We start from the raw sequence: 18,303 nt of genomic DNA, 5'->3' as shown, positions 1-18,303 counted from the left end.
AAGCTAAGCCTGTATCAGCTGCAGGCAGCAGCATGCTGCCGCCTGCTTCAGCCATGTCGGCCATCTATGCTGGTGCTGGGGCACTAGCGAATTAAATGCCACTGCGTTTGCCTGCCGGCAAGGTAAATAACCTTTTTGCCATCAAAATAAGCGCTTTGCTCCAGTTTAATGTGGACCAGTAGCTGATCCCACTCAGGCACCGCTTGTTTAATATTACCTTCAATCGCATAGGCGGTATTGGCATAAAGTGGCCAGTCGCCCTGCACAGGGGTGTCGCCCTGGTTATCCCACATACCAATAGTAGGGCCGGGGGCATGGCCAACAAAGCCGATAGCATGGGTGTAAGTACTGCTGTTTATCCCAGCGCGGTCAGAGGCTTTACGGGTCGCGGCCAGGATAGCGTTGCCGCTGCGGCCGGTTTTAAATTCAGCAGTTAAGATATCCTGCCAGCGATTGCCGGTGGCCAGGGCGGCTTTTAAGCCCTGTGGGGCGTCTGTTTCATTGTTGTGCAGGATATAGGCCATTTCCTGGGTGTCAGTGCATAGCGTCAGATAGCAAATACCCACGTCGGTATGCAGGACATCACCGCGCTGGATAACGCCGGAAGTACCGCAAAACGGATTATCGGCAGTGCAGGCCATGCCAGCACGCTGCAGGTTCACGTAAGGCATAAACCACACTGGTAAATCCAGCTGCGCAAAACGTTCGCGCAAATACCAGGCAACATCGTCGGTGGTGGTAACGCCGGGCGTAATCACTTTATTGCTGAAGCCCTCAGCTATCACTGAGCGGGCCAGGCTAACAATTTGTGGGTACAAGTTAAGCTCCGCTTCAGTGCGTTGCTCCAGCCAGCGCACCACCAGCTGCTCGGCCGATACCAATTTGTTGTGGTAGTCGGTCGGTAACGCTGCTAACAACTTTTGGTGCAGGCCTGAGGTCAGGCCATCGGCTACCGGCCAGTGCTCAGAGGTGTTAATACCAATTTTCCCCGGCTTGCGCTTAACAATTTCTGCGGCCAGCGCCTGCCATTGCTCGGTTAAATTGCCGCCGGCCCAGGCTGATTCGTAAGGAGCGCCAAGCGGATAACGATTGACAGACAGTTTTTCGATAGTGCCATCAGCCAGACGATTGAACAGCAGCATGGTGGTGCGCCTGGCCGCAAAAGTCGGTTGCGGCACCAGGGTGAAATACACCGGATCTTCGGCGTATTCGCGGTTAATTACCAGCCACATATCCAGGCCGGATTCAGCCATTAATTGTGGCAGCAACTGTTCGAGCCGCTGATTGGTAAACTGATTGGCAACCGGTGCCCGTTGCCGAGGGCTTAATATCTGGTAATCCGTTGCGGAACTCAGCACCCGGCCCTGGCTAAATTGCGCAGGTTCGGCCTGAACCGCAGGGGCGAGCAGTGCAGCCGCCAGCGCTGTTGTTTTAAAGAGTTTTTTCATTAGCTTGTCCTGTTTTATTCTTGTTGTCGGGTATTTGTAAGCCAGATAGAGAGCCGGTGCAAGCAGCTGGTAACCGGAAAATACTGCTTTGCCGACTAAAGCACATAAATTTGCGATACACTTAGCGGTAATTGTTCGCTGAGGAGTTGTTTGTTATGCCACGTTATTCTGCTGATTTTATTAAAGCCATGCCAAAGTCTGATTTACACCTGCATTTAGATGGCAGCCTGCGGCTGGACAGCCTGATTGAAATGGCAAAGCGCACTGATACCAAACTGCCCTCGCAAAGTGTTGACGGTTTAAAGCAGTTGGTATTTAAAGACAAATACCAGAACCTGGGCGAGTACTTACATTGTTTTCAGTACACCTGTGCGGTGTTGCGTGACCCGCAAAACCTGGAGCAGGCTGCGTATGAGCTGGCTATTGATAATCAGGCTGAAGGGGTTAATTACATCGAAGTACGCTTTGCCCCGCAGTTGCTGATTGATTTAAGCCGCGGTATCGATTTTGATCAGATAATGCATGCAGTGAATAATGGCCTGAAGCGGGCGAAAGATGAATATAACCGTAGCGAAGCGGTACTGAGTGGCAATAAACCGCCTTTTGGTTACGGTATTATTAATTGCGCGATGCGGATGTTTGGCGATAAGGGCTTTTCGCCTTATTACACCAATTTATTTCAGCTTATGCGCGATTTTGCGCCAATGGACGTGATTAAACTGGCAGCAATGGAGCTGGTGCGGGCCAGCGTGCGGTTGCGTGATGAAAGTGGCATGCCGATAGTGGGCCTGGACTTGGCAGGCCAGGAATCGGGTTATCCGGCCAGCAAATTTAAAGAAGTGTATGAGTATGCCCACCAGCATTTTATGCTGAAAACCCTGCATGCCGGTGAAGCTTATGGTGCAGAGAGCGTATTTGAGGCCATTACCGAGTGTTACGCCGACCGGATTGGCCATGGCTATTCGATGTTTATTCCGGAGATGATCCACAGCCCCGAGATTACCGATAAAGCCGCTTATATCCGCAACCTGGCCAGCTATATCGCTGATAAACGCATTGCCATTGAAGTGTGCCTGACCAGTAATCTGCAAACCAACCCGCAGCTTACCGATATTCGTCAACATCAGTTTAAAGCGATGCTCGACAACCGGATGGCGACGGTTATCTGTACCGACAACCGCCTGGTTTCTAATACTACGGTATGTAACGAATATCAGCTGGCGCTGGATAATTTTGATATTCCGCTGAAGCGCTTAAAAGACATGGTGGCCTACGGGTTTAAGAAGAGTTTCTTCCCGGGCAGCTACGTAGAAAAACGCCAGTATGCCAAAAATTGCCTGGATTACTTTGATCGGGTTGCCAAGCAGTATGGCTTTATTTAGTAAAAACAAAGTCTTAATTATGTTGTCGCAAAAAGCATACAGTTTAAGCTGTTGATTTATAACAACTAGTATTTATAGCTGTTAATAGTGTCTCTAATTGCAGACACTATTAGTGAAATACGCCGGCATGAGTTGTGGAAAAACATCATAACATTATGAAATTTAATAACTATTAATAGTTGGCACAACACTTGATACACCTAAGGTAATTACCGGAGGTGTGTTATGGATTTATTCTTAGTATTTATCACGATGTTCCTGGTCGCCAATATGATGTTAGTGGTAACGATGTTACGTCGGGTTGATTTAAATAACCCCAGTGTTCTGGCCTGGGAACAACAGCAAGCTACGGTTATCCACCCTAACACCAGTGCAGCAGCGGTAAGCTTTACACCGGCCTATGCCCCTGAGGCACAGTAAGCCAAATTAATTCCCATGAGTTCAGCTCCTTGCTGAATGCTTGTTCAGGCCAGCCCTCCTTACTGGCCTGTTTTTTTTAGTTAAACAGGTTATGCTAACGCTAACTTTTTCTGAATCTAACTGCCTATGCGCTTTCCTTTGCGAACTGCTTCGTTACGACAACTGGTTATTCTGAGCTTTTTGCTGGCGATGATCCCAGTCGGGGTATTGATGTGGCAAAGCCATAAAGCGCTGTCGGGTTTAAGCCGCTTTGCAACCAGCGAGGCTGAAAGTGCGGTGATCAGTGTGCGCCGCGCCGAGAATATGCAAAATCTGGTGGTGGATATTGAGCGGGCAGTACGCCAGTACGCCGTAGTTAAAACTGAGGCGCTGGCCCGGGTTGCGCAAAGCCACATCAACAATCAGCAGGCCAGCCTTAGCCAGTTATGCAACGATTTACCCGAGCTGGTTGACTGCTTGCAGCAGCAGGCTGATTTACAGCAACTCGCTGCACAGTTCAGTCAGCTTAGTGGCACGCCACTGGAGCAGTTATTACAGCAAATAAGGCTGCGCCAGCAGCGGATCAGCCAGCAAATCTGGGATTTACTGGAACAGCGTTTACAGAACCAGCAGCAATTGGTACAGGACGCTCAGCAACGTCAGGCCTGGCAAACAGTGGCGCTGGTATTTCTGACCTTACTCCTGGTGTTATGGGCATCGGGCCGGGTGGCAGCGCCGGTGCAAAAACTGGATAAAATGATCAGGGCGATTGGCCAGCAGCAACATTTTCCCGACGGCAAACTGGAAGGCCCGCGTGAGCTGTCAGAGTTGGGCGAACAATTGCGTTGGTTAAGCTCGCGTTTACAGCAACTGGAGGCATTGCGGCTGATATTGCTGCGCCATGCCTCGCATGAACTAAAAACGCCATTATCCAGTATTCGCGAAGGCTGTGCCTTACTAACCGAGCAATTATTGGGGCCGTTAAACCCGCAACAATTGGAAGTGGTGATGCTGCTAAATGGCAGTGCTGACCGCTTAAGCCAGCTTACTGAGCAGCTACTGGATTACAACCGACTGTTGCAACAAGCCAAACCTGAACTCAGTCACCAGGTACCACAGCAACTGCTGCAAGCCTGTTTTGCCGATCATGCACTATCACTACAGCAACGCCAGCAGCAAATTAAACTGGACTGTCAGCTAACTAATATATATACCGACGAAACCCTGTTCCGGCGCATTCTGGACAACCTGATTAATAATGCCCAGGCCTATGGTGCTGAGAGCAGCCCGGTTTGGGTAAAGTTGTATACAAAAGACGATATGCTGGTGCTGGAAGTGGCAAACAATGGTGCGCCTATACCTACAGCGCTGCGTGAGAAATTATTTGAACCCTTTCAGCGTGGCACCACCCCAAGGTTTGATGCGGTTCAGGGATCCGGCCTGGGGTTATCTATAGTGGCAGACTGTGCCCGGCTACTGGGTGGCCATGCTGATATTGTTGATGTGGTATACGCTGATGTGTGTATCAGAGTACGTTTACCGCTGTTAGAGGAAAAGTAACATGAGAATTATGCTGATATTACTGCTGGCTACGCTGTCAGGCTGCCAGTTGTTAAACCAGCAAAGGCCTGCGCCGGAACCGCTAGCTGAGCCTGAATTAACAGAGCAACAAAGCTTACCGCAAGACACTCCCCCCAGCTCTGAAGTAGCGCTGAGCCTGAGCGATGATCCTGCTACCCTGCAAGCCTGGGTAAACTACCGGGCCAGCTTATTAAACAACCGGGCGCTGTGGCGTGAGTCACTCGGTGATCTGTCTGGCCCTGATCCGGTGCAAATGCTGCAGCGGATTATTCTGCAGTTACATCCTGACACCCCTTATTTAACCCGGCTGCGGGTGCAAATGCAGTTAGCCGAGCAAATTGCTGTACTGCCACCAGGGCTGGCGGCACTGATTAGCTGGGATTTAACCTTTAATCAGAAATTACTGGAAACTGAGTCGGCGGTCAGCGCCCTGACCCGGCTGAATGCCCAGCAACATGACAATATTGAGCGGCTGCAAAAAACCAATAAAGATCTGCAGAAAAAAATTGATGCATTAACTCAGATAGAAGCCCAACTTAATCAAAGTATCAATGAGGGTAACAATGGCCGACCCTAAACCGCGTTTATTGTTAGTTGATGACGACCCAAGCTTATTGCGGCTGTTAACTTTGCGGCTGGAAGGTGAGGGCTATCAGGTGGTCAATGCCGATTGCGCCGAAACCGCGCTGACTATTCTGAACAAACAAAGCTTTGATGTAGTGTTAAGCGATTTGCGGATGCCGGGTCTGGACGGCATGAGCCTGTTCGATGAAATTGCCAAGCGTTATCAGGGCCTGCCGGTGGTGCTGATGACAGCCCATGGTTCTATTCCGGAAGCGGTGGCAGCCACCCAGCGCGGGGTGTTTGGTTTTTTAACCAAGCCACTGAATAGCGCAGAACTACGTGATATTTTAAAGCAGGCGGTGCATCAGTCGGTACCTGAACAGGCCGACTGGCGCGAGGAAATCGTCAGCCGCAGCCCGCTAATGGCGGCACTGCTGGAGCAGGCTTACCGGGTAGCCCAGCGTGATGTCAGTGTGTTAATTACCGGTGCCAGTGGTACAGGTAAGGAATTGCTGGCCAAGGCTATTCATAAAGCCAGCCCCAGAGCCAAGCAGCACTTTGTAGCGATAAACTGTGGCGCCCTGCCAGAGCATTTGCTGGAGTCGGAGTTATTCGGCCACAGCAAAGGCGCCTTTACCGGGGCGGTGTCAGAACACGGTGGCTTATTTCGTGAAGCCGATGGCGGCACCCTGTTTTTAGATGAGATAGGCGATATGCCGGTTGCCTTACAGGTTAAGTTGTTACGGGCGTTACAGGAGCGGCAAATCCGGCCGGTAGGCAGCAGCAAAAGTATTCCGATTAATGTCCGGGTGCTCTCTGCCACCCATCGTGATTTGCAGCAGGCGATGGTCGAGGGTAGCTTTCGGGAAGATTTATACTACCGCTTAAATGTGGTTAATCTGCAGTTGCCCAGTCTGGAGCAACGGCCGGAGGACATTCCGTTGCTGGCCCGCCACGTGCTGGCACTAAGCGCCGAGCGGCATAATGTCAAAGTAACCCGCTTTGCGGATGATGCGCTGCAAACCCTGGCTACCGCCAAGTGGCCCGGCAATGTTCGGCAGCTGGTTAACGTGATAGAGCAATGTGTCGCCTTAACCCATAGCCCGGTAATTGGCCAGAGCCTGGTAGAGCAGGCTCTATCGCAAAACAGCAGTTACTGGCCTACCCTGACCGACGCCCGCGACCAGTTTGAGCGCCAGTATTTAGTACGGGTGCTGAAAATGACCGAAGGTAATGTTACCCGGGCGGCTGAATTGGCGGGACGAAACCGGACAGATTTCTATAAACTATTAAAAAAACACGAGTTAAGTGCTGCTCAGGTTGCTGCTGAAGACGAAGCACTGGAGTAAGGCCGCCGGCTGTTTTACACTGGCTGCATGTAATTAAGGAGACTGTAATGAGCGCAATTACGCCGCCTGACGGCCATCTGGCTGAAGATGCGGAAAACCCGGAGCTGATTAAAGCGAAAATTATCAGTGAAACTGCCCGGATAAACTGGCCACAGTTGCAAAAGTTTTATGCCGCAGGCTCAGTAATAACCGTTAGCTCTGGCCATGATCTGGTCGAAGTTGCCTTTGCTTTCAGTGCTGATGATAAAGCTAAGGTTGCCGACTGGCTGGCCGCCGGCGCAGTAGCGCGCACGACCGAGCAGCAGGCGCAGCAGTGGTTTGATAATAATACTGAGTTATGGGCTGTAGTTATTTCGCCCTGGGTGCTGGTGCAGGATAAACCGGCACAGCTTAATTAATCCGGTATAACTGAGGCGATTTATGGCAACGTACAAAACAGTCGACAGTTCTGAAATTACCTTATCGCAGCTGATGCTGCCGTCTCATTCAAACTTCAGCGGTAAAATTCATGGCGGCTATTTGTTGTCGTTAATGGATCAGATTGCGTTTGCCAGCGCCTCTAAATTCAGTGGCAGTTACTGTGTTACCGCATCGGTTGACCGGGTAGATTTTTTAAACCCGATTGAGGTTGGAGAATTGGTTACGTTAAAGGCCTCGGTTAACTATGTTGGCAATACCTCGATGATGGTGGGGATCCGGGTTGACGCTCAGAATATTCAGACCGGCATAATAAAGCACTGTAATTCTTCATACTTTACCATGATCGCCAAAGATGAAACCGGCACGACTCTGCAGGTGCCGCGGTTGCAATTAACCAGCCGTGAACAGGTGATGCGTTATTTAAAAGCGGCCGAGCGGGTAAGCGCCCGCAAACAGCGGATTGCGGCAGAGCCTTTTGGCGGTGATTTAAACAAAGCGCTGGCCTTTATGGCCAGCGATCATGCTGATGTTAAACTGGCACTGTTAAATGACGTTGCCATCAGCGGCTAGTAGCCCGCAGCCTGACCGTCTTTGCGTGATTCTGATGCACCAACCCAGGTGCCGTTTTCGTGGTCTTTCATAATAGCCTGGTAGCCACCATAGCCACCCAAACCATAACGTACCTGGTGGCCTTTTAACATCAGGTCTCGTACCGTGCTGTAAGGCACGCCGCGCTCTACTTCAATATAACCGCCATTTTTCAGATACATATCCTGGCCATCTGTTGGCTCAGTATTGCCTAAATGCTGCCAACGGGCGGCATCTCCGGCTTCCTGCAGGTTCATACCATAATCGACCATATTCACCAGAATTTGCACATGGCCCTGCGGTTGCATAGCGCCGCCCATCACGCCATAACTCATTAACGGCTTACCGTCTTTGGTGATAAAGGCCGGAATAATGGTATTAAATGGCCTTTTACCTGGCTGATAAACATTGGCGTGGTTTTTATCCATTGAAAACAACTGACCACGGTCCTGAAACACAAATCCCAGCCCGGGTACTACCACGCCAGAGCCCATACCCCGGTAGTTACTCTGAATTAATGACACCATATTGCCGTCTTTATCGGCGGTGGTCAGGTAAATGGTATCGCCTTCATACAAATGCGGGTTACCGGCATCCACCCGTTGCGCGGCTCGCTCGCCAATCAGTTTGGCGCGCTCGCGGCCGTATTCTTCGGAAATTAAGCCTTGCAGCGGAGTTTTATGAAAGTCCTGATCGGCATAAAATTTGGCGCGGTCTTCAAATGCCAGTTTTTTCGCTTCTACCAGGGTGTGAATACTTTGTGGAGTATTAAAACCCATGGCTTTTAAATCGAAGTTCTTCAGAATTTGCAACATTTGCAGTGCAGCAACGCCCTGACCATTGGGTGGCAACTCCCACAGGGTATAGCCTTTATAATCTACCCCAACTGGTTCTACCCAGGTTGAGCGGTGATTAGCAAAATCGGCGAAGCGCAGATAACCGTCATTTTCCCGCATAAAGCGGTCAATTTGCACCGCAATGTCACCATTGTAGAACGCATCGCGGCCATCTTTTGCTAAAGCTTTGTAGGTATTGGCCAGCGCCGGGTTTTTAAAAATCTGGCCCTTGGCCGGCGCCTTGCCGTCAATAGTAAAGGTGCCGGTAAAATCGCCTGGCTGCGGGCTTAATATCGGCACTGATCTATTCCAGTAATAGGCAATCAGCTCAGTTACCGGGAAGCCCTGCTCAGCATAATCAATGGCCGGTTGCAGAATGCTGGCCATCTCCAGCTTGCCAAATTTGTTGTGTAATTCAAACCAGCCGTCTACCGCGCCAGGGACGCTGATTGGCAGCATGCCATGCGGTGGTAAGTCGGTACGACCCAGCTTCTCCAGTTCATGGGCCAGCATTTCGTAGCTTAAACTAAGCGGCGAGCGGCCTGAGCCATTCAGGCCGTGTAGCTTGCCGGTTTTGGCATCCCAGACAATGGCATATAAATCGCCGCCTATGCCATTGCCGGTGGGTTCCATTAAACCCAATGCTGCGTTGGCAGCAATGGCCGCATCAATGGCATTGCCGCCTTGTTTCATAATATCCAGCGCAATCTGGGTTGCCAGCGGATGGCTGGTCGCCGCCATCCCATTTTGGGCTATTACTTCAGAGCGGCTGGCAAAGTCGTGGCCGGTAATCCGGTCATAGGCAGTCGCCGCGTAACTGGCCAGCAAGGCGGCGCTGGCGAAAAAGCCAACAGATAAGCGTAAATTCATGGTGGTTTACCTTTGTTATAGTTAATGCCAAGCTAGCGGTTGACCACGTTAATTACCAGTATCTTTCGACCAACGGGTGCTGCTTAACGGTCAGTTGTGGCAAGAAGATGCGCAGCTAAGGTAGTTTTTTGCTCTGTCGTTAACGGCACTGCCTGTTGCTGCTGGTAGTCAAACTGCACCATTACTGTGGTGCCAGAAGCGCATTTAACGCCGTTTTGCCAGGCTTCCTGATAAACATCAAACGAGCTGCTGCCAAGACGGCCGATAAAGGTTCGAATTTCTACTGGCTCGCCATACTGAGTTTGGGCATGATAATCGATAGTGACTCTGGCGATGATCAAAGGCCATTGTTTCAGATTAAGTTCTGGGGTAAAAATGCGAAATACTGCGGTACGGGCCCCTTCAAACCACACCGCAAATACAGTGTTATTTATATGCCCCAGGGCGTCGGTTTCGGAAAAACGGGGCTGGATAACTTCGCTAAACATAATCAGGAATACTCATGACAGATTTTATAGAGGTTTACGATAATGCGTTAAGCCCGGACTTTTGCCAACAGCTAATCACGCTTTTTGACAACAGCCCGCATCTGGTGCCCGGCCGCACCGGTGCCGGAGTGGACACCAGTAAAAAAATCAGTACCGACTTATACTTAAACCAATATCCTGAATATCAGGCAGCAATGCAGCAGATAATTGACGCTACCAGTCGGTATGCCGCCGAGTACTTTGCCAAATATCATTTTGCGCTGATAGCACCAGTAGGCTTAACAGTAAGTCATCCCCAAACCGGTCAGCCGCTGGCCATTACTCATGAAAATTATGCTGAATTTGGCGCACCAAAAGCAGTCGACTTTATGCGTACTTTATATCGCCTGGGGCCAATACAAGCGCAAAAATATCAGGCAGGTAAGGGTAACTACAATTATTGGCACTGTGAAGTCTACCCACAGTTACCGCACAACGAACCACTGCACCGCACCTTGTTGTTTATGTTTTACTTAAACGACGTAGCAGAGGGCGGCCAGACTGAGTTTTTCTACCAGAATAAAGCCATCAGCCCAAAAGCGGGCCGGATGGTTATCGCCCCGGCCTACTTTACCCACACCCACCGCGGTTGTACGCCGGTATCGAATGATAAATACATATTAACCAGCTGGATTTTATTTAATCGCGCCGAACAGCTCTATGGCCCGCCGCAAAGCTGAAAACAAAAAAGCCCCTGCAATGCAGAGGCTGCTTCTAAGTTTAGAAGTTAGCTTAGAAGCTGTAGCTGACTCCCAGCTCGAATGAACGCTCCGGGCCAACGTAAATTCCCTGGCGCAGGGCGGTGATATAACGCTTGTCGGTCAGGTTTTTCACTGCAGCAAATAGCCGGATGTTATCGGCCAGGTTGTACTGCGCGGTTAAATCCAGCACGGTGTAAGCAGGGAGTAAACCTCCCCAGATGCCACCAGCGGCGTTGGTCGGCAGATCAACGGTGTTAGCGGAATTTCCATATTGCTCACCACGGTGGTGGGCGCTCAGGGCAGCGCTTAACTGCTCCAGCTGGTAGTTCAGCGCCAGGTTGGCAATAACTTTCGGTGCATAAGGTAGCCGGTTGCCCTGGTTGTCGCCAGTTTTAAACTCTGAAGTTGGCACCCAGGTGGCATTAGTATCGATACTGAAACCAGCACCAAGCTGATAGCCCAGCATAAATTCCATACCGCGATGCTCAGTTTCACCGGCATTAGACTGCGACAGGTTAGGGTCACTGTTACCGGTAACCACCTGATTACTAAAATCCATCATAAAAGCGGCGACTTCGTAGTTAATTGCCCCCTGTTTACCACGGACCCCAATTTCATAGTTGGTAGAACGTTCACCGTCCAGTTGCTGATCGGCAAGGCCGTCCAGAGCCACCCCGTTAGAGGCTGGCGAGAAAGCCCGGTATACACCACCATATAGCTGAGCAGAATTGTTCAGGTTATAAGTGACACCCACGCCAGGCAGCAGCTCGGTATTGCTGGTCTTAGCTGTGGCATTGTTATTGGTTAAATCTAAGCGGGTTTGCTCGTACGATTCCACCCGTAACCCCGGGGTTACCGCAAATTGCTCATTCAGTTCAATCCGGCTCTGGGCATAGGCTGCGACACTGTCGGCAGAATCTAGCCGGTGGCGATCATTAACGCCGGTGCGATCGCTGCTGCGCACCGCCCGAATGCGGGTGTCGTTAGCTTCTTCCTGCATAAAGCGCAGGCCAAACTCACTGCTGGCAACCATACCGGCCAGGTTATGGTCAACATTTAAGCGGGTTTCAATGCCTATCCGCTCGAATGAGCGATTATTGCCGGTTAAAGCGTCTGTATATACCCAACGACCGGCTTGGTTCGACGCCGCAGTATCAACATTATAACGCCAGTAATCACGGCTCATCTCGCTCCAGTACAGCAGCGTTTTTAAGGTTGCCTGGCTGGAAAGGGTCCATTCGTGGTTAATATCAAAAGCAGTGCGGTCGGTCAGATAGTAATCATCCGGCGCCGGGTTGTAAGTGGCACCCGCCAGATAATCGCCCAGCAGCAAACCGCGGTAAGAGATATTGGCGTCGTTTTCATAACGCGACACTTTAATGCCCAGCTTCTGGTCGTTACTGAAAATAACCCCGGCCTTGGCCATTACATCGGTCATTTCATAGTCTTTATCCAAAAAACCATCGCTGCTGGCGTGAGTAGCGACTATACCGGCAAAGGCATCGCCTGAGGCACTTTTGCCACCGGCTTCAGCACTCACTTCCTGCATATTAAAAGAGCCGGCACGGCCGGTCACGGTTACGCCGTCGTCCGGGGTTTTGGTCTGGTAATTGACTACGCCGCCAATAGTGGACGGGCCATAGCGCAATGAAGCGGAGCCTTTTAATATTTCAATTTGCTCTACCCGCTGAATACGTGGGTTAAAGTAACGGTCGTTGCCGATAAACAAGCCAGGTGCTACCGGTACGCCATCTTCTAATACCAGCGATTTTGACTCGCTGGCAGACAAACCACGCATGCCGAAGTTAGAAACGATAGAGCTCTCTTCTTCACTGGTGACATTAATACCGGGCATGCGGCGCAGAACATCTTCATTAGATAACGGTTGAATTTGCTCGATTTGTTTGCGATCGATAACAATCACGGTCCCGGTTTGCTCTAACAATACCGGGGTGCCGTTACCAACAACCCGGATAACTTCGAGAGTAGGCATAATTTTTTTACGCTCTATGCTGCTTTCTGTCGCCGGCGTTTGCTGCTGGGCAGTTGTGCTAAGTGATACCGATGCCAACGCAACTGCCAATGATAACCGGGACAATTTTATACGCATAACAACTCCATTAATCTGTAAGTAAAATTCGATGGGCGCAATTAAAGCACGACTGTCAATGATAATCAATCGCATTACCATTAATTTTAAGATTGAGTTAGTGGCATCTGGTCACAGTCGGATATGGTTGAAAAAAACTGCCAGCTAAAAACTGGCAAGCATAAGGGTTAAATAAAATAAGAGTGGCTTAACAATGCAGGCCAGCTGAGGGGATAATCAGTTACAGCTTGCGGCTAACCGGTTTGATCATTTTTAAATGCGGAATATCGTCTTCCAGATAAGGCTCACTGGCACTTTCAAAGCCAGACTCCTGATAAAACTGCTGCAAATAGCATTGTGCTGAGATATGAATATCCATATCTGGCCAATATTGTTTGGCCACTTCCAGGGTTTTATCCATTAGCACCCGCCCTAAGCCAAGGCGGCGGGCAGTTTGCGATACACAAACCCGGCCAATGCCCGGGAAGCCCGGAAAACTGACGTCTGGTGCCAGCACCCGGGAGTAAGCGATAACTTTGTCGCCTTTTTTCAAAATAATATGCCGGGTTTGTGGATGCAGATCTTTGTCATCCAGTTCCGGGTAAGGGCAATTTTGTTCTACCACAAATACATCAACCCGCAACTGCAACATAGAGTACAGCGTCAAGGTGTCCAAATCGGCAAAAGTCTGTACTTGCCATTGCATAAGCTAAATTTCCTGATTTGCTGCGCTAACGCACTGTTTGATAACTATATCAGAGGCAACCCTTGCTCCGCCAGTAGGCCACAAACAACGCCATCAGCAAAAGCATGGCAGAGATCACAAAAATGCTATTTTATTGTAACTGTTTTGCCATTTACCGCCGGTTTAATAGAGCGACCTAATCATCCGTTCCAATCCGGAGTAATAATAATGACCGACAGTAAAACCGCAACCAGTGTAAATATCGATAACTCAGGGATCGATCCCATAACTAATTTTTCAGCCACCCCCACTTTTGCTGCACTAATCGAAAACCGGATGGCCCGCCGTCGGTTTCTAAAAGGCAGTGTTGGGGTAGCGGTGGCAAGCATTATCGGCAATTCACTTACCGCATGCAGTAGCGACTCTTCGTCGGCGCCAGTGCCAGTGTTGCCACCAGTTAGTGAAGCGCCATTATTGGGGTTTACCGCTATTACCACCAACCGGTTGGATACGGTAACGGTGCCAGCTGGCTATAGCGTTAAACCGTTTTTAGCCTGGGGCACACCAATCAGTGGTAGTTATCCTCCTTATCTGGATGATGCCGCTAACAGCGGCGCCGAGCAGGAAATGCAAATTGGCATGAACCATGATGGTATTCATTTTTACCCGATTGACGTACGAAGCGACGGTGAGAATTCCAGCGAAGGTTTATTAGTGATGAATCATGAATATGTCGAACCTAATGTGCTGCATGCCGGTGGGCCGGTATTACCGCGACCTGTCGAACAGGTGCACAAGGAAATAGCCGCCCACGGTGTATCGGTAGTACATATTCAACGCCAGAGTTCAGGCGAGTGGCAACTGGTTAATAACAGCCCGTTTAACCGCCGCATCACGGCAGCGACCCCAATGGAGCTGAGTGGCCCGGTGCGGGGCCATGCTAAAGTGCTGACAAAATACAGCCCTGACGGTAGCCGTACCCGCGGTACCATTAATAACTGTGCCCATGGTGTGACGCCTTGGGGCACTTACCTGACGGCTGAAGAAAACTGGGCAGGTTATTTTATGAATAGCGATGCAGGGCAGCCGCGTGAGCATAGCCGTTATGGTGTGCGCAGCGGCAATGGTCGCTACTTTTGGGAAACCGCAACGCCGACGGCCGATCAGTATCAACGCTTTAATGCCAGCACTCTGGCAGATGATGCCACGGCCGATTACCGCAACGAGCCCAATACTTTCGGTTGGATAGTGGAAATTGATCCGTTTAACCCGGATAGCGTACCGCAAAAACGCACTGCGCTGGGCCGTTTTGCTCATGAGGGCATAGTGTTTGCCACAGCGGTGGAAGGCGAGCCGTTGGTTGCGTATTCGGGTGATGATGCCCGTAACGAATACATTTATAAGTACATATCGAACGCGCCTTATCAGCGCAATACTGCAGGCGGCCATTTATTAAATGACGGTGTGTTGTATGTGGCGCGTTTTAACGATGATGGCAGTGGCGACTGGTTGCCGCTGGATGTTAATAACGCCGATTTTATGGCTAAAGCGACTGCAGCCGGGGTGATGTTCAGCGATCAGGCTGATGTACTGCTGAATACCCGGCTGGCAGCAGATATTGCCGGCGCCACCAAAATGGATCGGCCCGAGTGGGGTGCTGTGCACCCGGAAACGGACGAAGTGTATTTTGCCCTGACCAATAACAATGCCCGCACTGAGCAGCAAACCGATGCTGTTAACCCCAGAGCCAACAACACCACTGGCCATATTATCCGCTGGCATGAGCGCGACTCGCAGGCGGCAATGGTATTCGACTGGGATATCTTTCTACTGGCCGGTGATGTCGGTACCGCTACCCCGGGTACCGATTTAGTGCTGAATGCTGACAACCATCTGGCCAGCCCGGATGGCTTGTGGTTTGATTCGCGTGGCGTACTTTGGGTGCAAACTGATATGAGCGGCAGCCAGCAAAGCGACGGTCCGTTCGGCAATAACCAGATGCTGGCGGCTGATCCGGTTAGCCGTGAGTTAAAGCGCTTTTTAGTCGGGCCGCTGGAATGTGAAGTAACCGGCGTAGTCATGACCCCGGATTTAACAACCATGTTTGTGAATATCCAGCACCCGGGCGACCGTTCCAGCCCGGATAATTTCACCAGCCACTGGCCAGATGGTGGTAGCAGCCGGCCGCGTTCAGCTACCGTAGTCATTACCAAAGATGACGGTGGGGTGATTGGTAGTTAAGTAACTGCAAGCAAAGTAGAAGCAGCACAATAAGAAAAGCCCTGCAGAAAATATTGCCGGGCTTTTGCGTGTTGTAGATATGGTCATTGCTAATCCGCTCAGCGCGTTTTCGGGATCCAGGCCCAGGTCATGCTGGCATTCACCCCATTTGTAACATGGTCTTTACCCGCTATAATATTAAGCGTTAGTATCTGGGCCCTGATTGGTGTGGTTTTTGGGGTTTACCCTGCCATAAAAGCCTCAGAGCTCGATCCGACCACCGCACTACAAACCGACTAAAGCTAGCATGAGGAGAGTTTTATGCGTGATCCTTTTCTACAAGCTGCCATTGACGAAGCCAAAAAAGGCCTGACCGAAGGGGGTATCCCTATTGGTTCGGTGTTGGTTATTGATGGCGAAATTGTTGGTCGCGGCCATAATCAACGAGTACAACAAGGTAGCGCCATTTTGCATGCCGAAATGGATTGTTTTGAGCAAGCCGGTCGTTTATCACCCGCCGATTACAAAAAAGCCACGCTTTATTCTACCTTGTCGCCTTGTGATATGTGCAGCGGCACCGCTTTACTGTACGGTATACCCAAGATTGTGATTGGTGAAAATCACACCTTTCAAGGTCCGGAAGCCTATGTGCGTAGCCGCGGTGTTGAGCTAAATATCGTCCAGGATGAAGAGTGCATAAAACTGATGCAAGACTTTATCGCCGCTGCACCAAACTTATGGTTTGAAGATATTGGCAAGGTATGATTACCCTTAGACAAAATTTAATAGCCACTATATTGGGGGTAGTGATCCTGTTGTTGCTACTTATTCAGCCGGCTTTTGCCAAAATTACGGTACGAGTTGGCGCGTATGAATTCCCACCCTATATCCAATTTCAAGCCGATAATGCGACTGGGTTAATTGTGGATTTAATCACACAGCTTAATCTATTACAGCAGGATTACCATTTCGAGCTAGTGATGACCACTGCTGTGCGCCGGCATCAGGATTTTCAACAGGGCCTGTTTGATGCTCTTTTCTTTGAAGATGCCAATTGGGGCTGGCAACAACGTAATATTTCGCTGCAACAGTCAGCGGCTTTTGCTAGCGATGAGGAAGTATTTATTGCTTTACGTAGCAAGGCGACCTCACAACAATGGTTTGACGATTTAACAGACAAAACCATTGCCGGCATTCTGGGCTATCACTATCCTACAGCTGACTTTCAAACCGATCCGGAACTGCTCACCAATCGCCATTCAATCATTCAGGTCAATGACCATCATGCGAGCATTGAGTTAGTGTTAAAGCAACGCACGGATACCGCCATTGTGACTCGATCGTTTTTAGCGCAATATCTGCTGTTACATCCGCAATACCGCAATACCTTGTTAATTTCAGATCGGATTGAACAACGTTATCAGCTGCAGTTATTGCTACACCCGGAACATCCTCTGGATATTAATATTCTCTACCAGTGGGTCTTACAGCTGTTACAGCAACCCGATTTTCAGAGCACTTTTGCCAGGCATCGACTGCAGCTGCTCGTGCCAGCTGGGCCTCAATAAACGTTTGGATCAATAGGGTCAGAGACATTGATTTTCTGTACCTGTCAGGCTAGCTTTATCAGGTGTTTCACGGAGGAAATCTGATGGCCCGCTTGCCCCGTCTTTATCTGCCTGGTTGCGCACAGCATGTAATCCAGCGCGGCAATAACCGTGAAGCCTGCTTCTATAATGAAACCGACTACAAAGCTTATCTGTCATTTTTAAAAGATGCAGCTGCCAAATATCAGGTTGCTATTCATGCCTTTGTGTTGATGACTAACCACGTGCATTTACTGGTTACCCCCGAGAACGAGCATAGTGTAAGCCGGATGATGCAGGCGCAGGGGCGTAAATATGTGCAGTATTTCAATTATACCTATGGCCGCAGTGGCACCTTATGGGAAGGGCGATATAAGTCTACCGTAGTAGATGCCGATAATTACCTGCTAACGGTATACAGGTACATAGAGTTAAATCCGGTACGGGCAAAAATGGTTAACCATGCCGCAGATTACCCGTGGTCGAGCTATCGTGGCAACGCTATGGGTAAACCTGTTCAGCTGCTGACGCCTCATGTGTTATATCATCAGCTTGGCAAAACAAACAATGAGCGACAAGCTGCATATCAAGGGCTATTTAAGGGCTTAGTATCCGAGAACGACGTTGCCACAATACGGGAAGCTACAAATAGAGGTTGGGCGTTAGGTGACGAGCGTTTCAAAGAGCAGGTTGCAACCCAAACCGGTCGCCGGCCAAACCCATTAGGCAGAGGCGGCGATAGGAAGTCAGCAGCGTTTCGTCAGAATCAATGACTCTGACCCTGAGGGATCCCCACGAATTTAGTCCCCGCATTCAATGTTGTAACTCGTCGTATTAAGCAAGTGTTTACAGTGGCACAAGGTGTTGCGCCACTGTGCTGTTGTAAACATCACCTGTTTGGCCATCGCTCTTAACCCAAGCGAGTGAAACGACAAGACTCGTCTATCACGATAACTGTTTGCCTGGAATCGGCGTTGTTGATTGGCTATGGTCAGCCCTACACCTAGCAATATCAAGACTAATGAGGCCAAATTGCTCAGCAGCAGTAACAGGCTTAT

General features: G+C 50.0%; 17 protein-coding genes and 1 pseudogene. 12 read left to right on the top strand and 6 right to left on the bottom strand.

What is annotated here, in order from left to right; all coding sequences use genetic code 11:
- Positions 1–83: 83 nt before the first annotated feature.
- Complete coding sequence (locus tag H141_RS0116995) at positions 84–1,448, bottom strand: M24 family metallopeptidase (RefSeq protein WP_019677489.1); 1,365 nt, start codon at positions 1,446–1,448, stop codon at positions 84–86.
- 155 nt (positions 1,449–1,603) lie between these two features.
- Between H141_RS0116995 and H141_RS0116990 the strand changes: the two genes are divergently transcribed.
- The 7 genes from H141_RS0116990 to H141_RS0116960 all read left to right on the top strand — a co-directional run bounded on the left by H141_RS0116990 (position 1,604) and on the right by H141_RS0116960 (position 7,713).
- Positions 1,604–2,830, top strand: coding sequence for an adenosine deaminase family protein (locus tag H141_RS0116990; protein WP_019677488.1), 1,227 nt, complete (start codon positions 1,604–1,606; stop codon positions 2,828–2,830).
- A gap of 225 nt (positions 2,831–3,055) precedes the next feature.
- A complete protein-coding gene (locus tag H141_RS0116985; RefSeq protein ID WP_019677487.1) occupies positions 3,056–3,250 on the top strand; it encodes a hypothetical protein in 195 nt (64 codons plus the stop codon).
- Between the two features lie 138 nt (positions 3,251–3,388).
- Positions 3,389–4,789: a sensor histidine kinase gene (locus tag H141_RS0116980; protein ID WP_240473139.1), complete on the top strand. Its 1,401-nt coding sequence runs from the start codon at positions 3,389–3,391 to the stop codon at positions 4,787–4,789.
- A gap of 1 nt (position 4,790) precedes the next feature.
- Positions 4,791–5,387, top strand: coding sequence for a hypothetical protein (locus tag H141_RS0116975; RefSeq protein ID WP_019677485.1), 597 nt, complete (start codon positions 4,791–4,793; stop codon positions 5,385–5,387).
- Positions 5,374–6,723: a sigma 54-interacting transcriptional regulator gene (locus H141_RS0116970; RefSeq protein WP_019677484.1), complete on the top strand. Its 1,350-nt coding sequence runs from the start codon at positions 5,374–5,376 to the stop codon at positions 6,721–6,723. The genes H141_RS0116975 and H141_RS0116970 overlap by 14 nt, the downstream gene beginning before the upstream one ends.
- A gap of 47 nt (positions 6,724–6,770) precedes the next feature.
- Positions 6,771–7,121: a DUF2288 domain-containing protein gene (locus H141_RS0116965; RefSeq protein ID WP_019677483.1), complete on the top strand. Its 351-nt coding sequence runs from the start codon at positions 6,771–6,773 to the stop codon at positions 7,119–7,121.
- Between the two features lie 22 nt (positions 7,122–7,143).
- Entirely contained in the window at positions 7,144–7,713 is a 570-nt protein-coding gene (locus H141_RS0116960; protein ID WP_019677482.1) for an acyl-CoA thioesterase, read from the top strand.
- On the opposite strand, the gene ggt is transcribed toward H141_RS0116960, so the two are convergent.
- The gene (gene ggt / locus H141_RS0116955) at positions 7,710–9,437 is read right to left on the bottom strand and encodes a gamma-glutamyltransferase (protein ID WP_019677481.1); all 1,728 of its coding nucleotides are present in this window, start codon (positions 9,435–9,437) and stop codon (positions 7,710–7,712) included. The genes H141_RS0116960 and ggt overlap by 4 nt on opposite strands.
- Positions 9,438–9,520: 83 nt before the next feature.
- Positions 9,521–9,925, bottom strand: a complete 405-nt coding sequence (locus tag H141_RS0116950; RefSeq protein ID WP_019677480.1) for an acyl-CoA thioesterase — start codon at positions 9,923–9,925, stop codon at positions 9,521–9,523.
- Positions 9,926–9,939: 14 nt separating this feature from the next.
- On the opposite strand from H141_RS0116950, the gene H141_RS0116945 reads away from it, so the two are divergent.
- Complete coding sequence (locus H141_RS0116945) at positions 9,940–10,644, top strand: 2OG-Fe(II) oxygenase (RefSeq protein ID WP_019677479.1); 705 nt, start codon at positions 9,940–9,942, stop codon at positions 10,642–10,644.
- Positions 10,645–10,696: 52 nt separating this feature from the next.
- Here the strand turns inward: H141_RS0116945 and H141_RS0116940 are convergent, their stop codons facing one another.
- Together H141_RS0116940 and H141_RS0116930 are read right to left on the bottom strand one after the other, a co-directional pair.
- Positions 10,697–12,775: a TonB-dependent receptor family protein gene (locus H141_RS0116940; RefSeq protein WP_026349522.1), complete on the bottom strand. Its 2,079-nt coding sequence runs from the start codon at positions 12,773–12,775 to the stop codon at positions 10,697–10,699.
- A gap of 220 nt (positions 12,776–12,995) precedes the next feature.
- On the bottom strand, positions 12,996–13,460 hold the full coding sequence (locus tag H141_RS0116930; RefSeq protein ID WP_019677476.1) for a GNAT family N-acetyltransferase: 465 nt from the start codon (positions 13,458–13,460) through the stop codon (positions 12,996–12,998).
- A 207-nt stretch (positions 13,461–13,667) separates the two neighbouring features.
- Between H141_RS0116930 and H141_RS0116925 the strand changes: the two genes are divergently transcribed.
- The 4 genes from H141_RS0116925 (at position 13,668) to H141_RS0116905 (ending at position 18,018) form a co-directional block, all read left to right on the top strand.
- Complete coding sequence (locus H141_RS0116925) at positions 13,668–15,680, top strand: PhoX family protein (protein WP_019677475.1); 2,013 nt, start codon at positions 13,668–13,670, stop codon at positions 15,678–15,680.
- A 300-nt stretch (positions 15,681–15,980) separates the two neighbouring features.
- Entirely contained in the window at positions 15,981–16,424 is a 444-nt protein-coding gene (locus tag H141_RS0116915; protein WP_019677473.1) for a nucleoside deaminase, read from the top strand.
- A gap of 158 nt (positions 16,425–16,582) precedes the next feature.
- A complete protein-coding gene (locus H141_RS0116910) occupies positions 16,583–17,227 on the top strand; it encodes a type 2 periplasmic-binding domain-containing protein (protein ID WP_205620423.1) in 645 nt (214 codons plus the stop codon).
- An 83-nt stretch (positions 17,228–17,310) separates the two neighbouring features.
- Entirely contained in the window at positions 17,311–18,018 is a 708-nt protein-coding gene (locus H141_RS0116905) for a transposase (RefSeq protein ID WP_019677471.1), read from the top strand.
- Positions 18,019–18,045: 27 nt separating this feature from the next.
- Here the strand turns inward: H141_RS0116905 and H141_RS21815 are convergent.
- Positions 18,046–18,303, bottom strand: a pseudogene (locus H141_RS21815) (hypothetical protein); the annotation flags it as partial.

The organism is Arsukibacterium perlucidum DSM 18276 (assembly GCF_000382165.1).
GTDB lineage: Bacteria > Pseudomonadota > Gammaproteobacteria > Enterobacterales > Alteromonadaceae > Alishewanella > Alishewanella perlucidum.
Note: the sequence above shows the minus strand (reverse complement) of the source record. Positions and strands in the feature narration are given on the sequence as shown.

Bases quoted from the DNA above. Each gene is read 5' to 3' on its own strand.
- H141_RS0116995 (WP_019677489.1), bottom strand. From the start codon at position 1,448: ATGAAAAAACTCTTTAAAACAACAGCGCTGGCGGCTGCACTGCTCGCC.
- H141_RS0116990 (WP_019677488.1), top strand. From the start codon at position 1,604: ATGCCACGTTATTCTGCTGATTTTATTAAAGCCATGCCAAAGTCTGAT.
- H141_RS0116985 (WP_019677487.1), top strand. From the start codon at position 3,056: ATGGATTTATTCTTAGTATTTATCACGATGTTCCTGGTCGCCAATATG.
- H141_RS0116975 (WP_019677485.1), top strand. From the start codon at position 4,791: ATGAGAATTATGCTGATATTACTGCTGGCTACGCTGTCAGGCTGCCAG.
- H141_RS0116970 (WP_019677484.1), top strand. From the start codon at position 5,374: ATGGCCGACCCTAAACCGCGTTTATTGTTAGTTGATGACGACCCAAGC.
- H141_RS0116965 (WP_019677483.1), top strand. From the start codon at position 6,771: ATGAGCGCAATTACGCCGCCTGACGGCCATCTGGCTGAAGATGCGGAA.
- H141_RS0116960 (WP_019677482.1), top strand. From the start codon at position 7,144: ATGGCAACGTACAAAACAGTCGACAGTTCTGAAATTACCTTATCGCAG.
- ggt (WP_019677481.1), bottom strand. From the start codon at position 9,437: ATGAATTTACGCTTATCTGTTGGCTTTTTCGCCAGCGCCGCCTTGCTG.
- H141_RS0116950 (WP_019677480.1), bottom strand. From the start codon at position 9,925: ATGTTTAGCGAAGTTATCCAGCCCCGTTTTTCCGAAACCGACGCCCTG.
- H141_RS0116945 (WP_019677479.1), top strand. From the start codon at position 9,940: ATGACAGATTTTATAGAGGTTTACGATAATGCGTTAAGCCCGGACTTT.
- H141_RS0116940 (WP_026349522.1), bottom strand. From the start codon at position 12,775: ATGCGTATAAAATTGTCCCGGTTATCATTGGCAGTTGCGTTGGCATCG.
- H141_RS0116930 (WP_019677476.1), bottom strand. From the start codon at position 13,460: ATGCAATGGCAAGTACAGACTTTTGCCGATTTGGACACCTTGACGCTG.
- H141_RS0116925 (WP_019677475.1), top strand. From the start codon at position 13,668: ATGACCGACAGTAAAACCGCAACCAGTGTAAATATCGATAACTCAGGG.
- H141_RS0116915 (WP_019677473.1), top strand. From the start codon at position 15,981: ATGCGTGATCCTTTTCTACAAGCTGCCATTGACGAAGCCAAAAAAGGC.
- H141_RS0116905 (WP_019677471.1), top strand. From the start codon at position 17,311: ATGGCCCGCTTGCCCCGTCTTTATCTGCCTGGTTGCGCACAGCATGTA.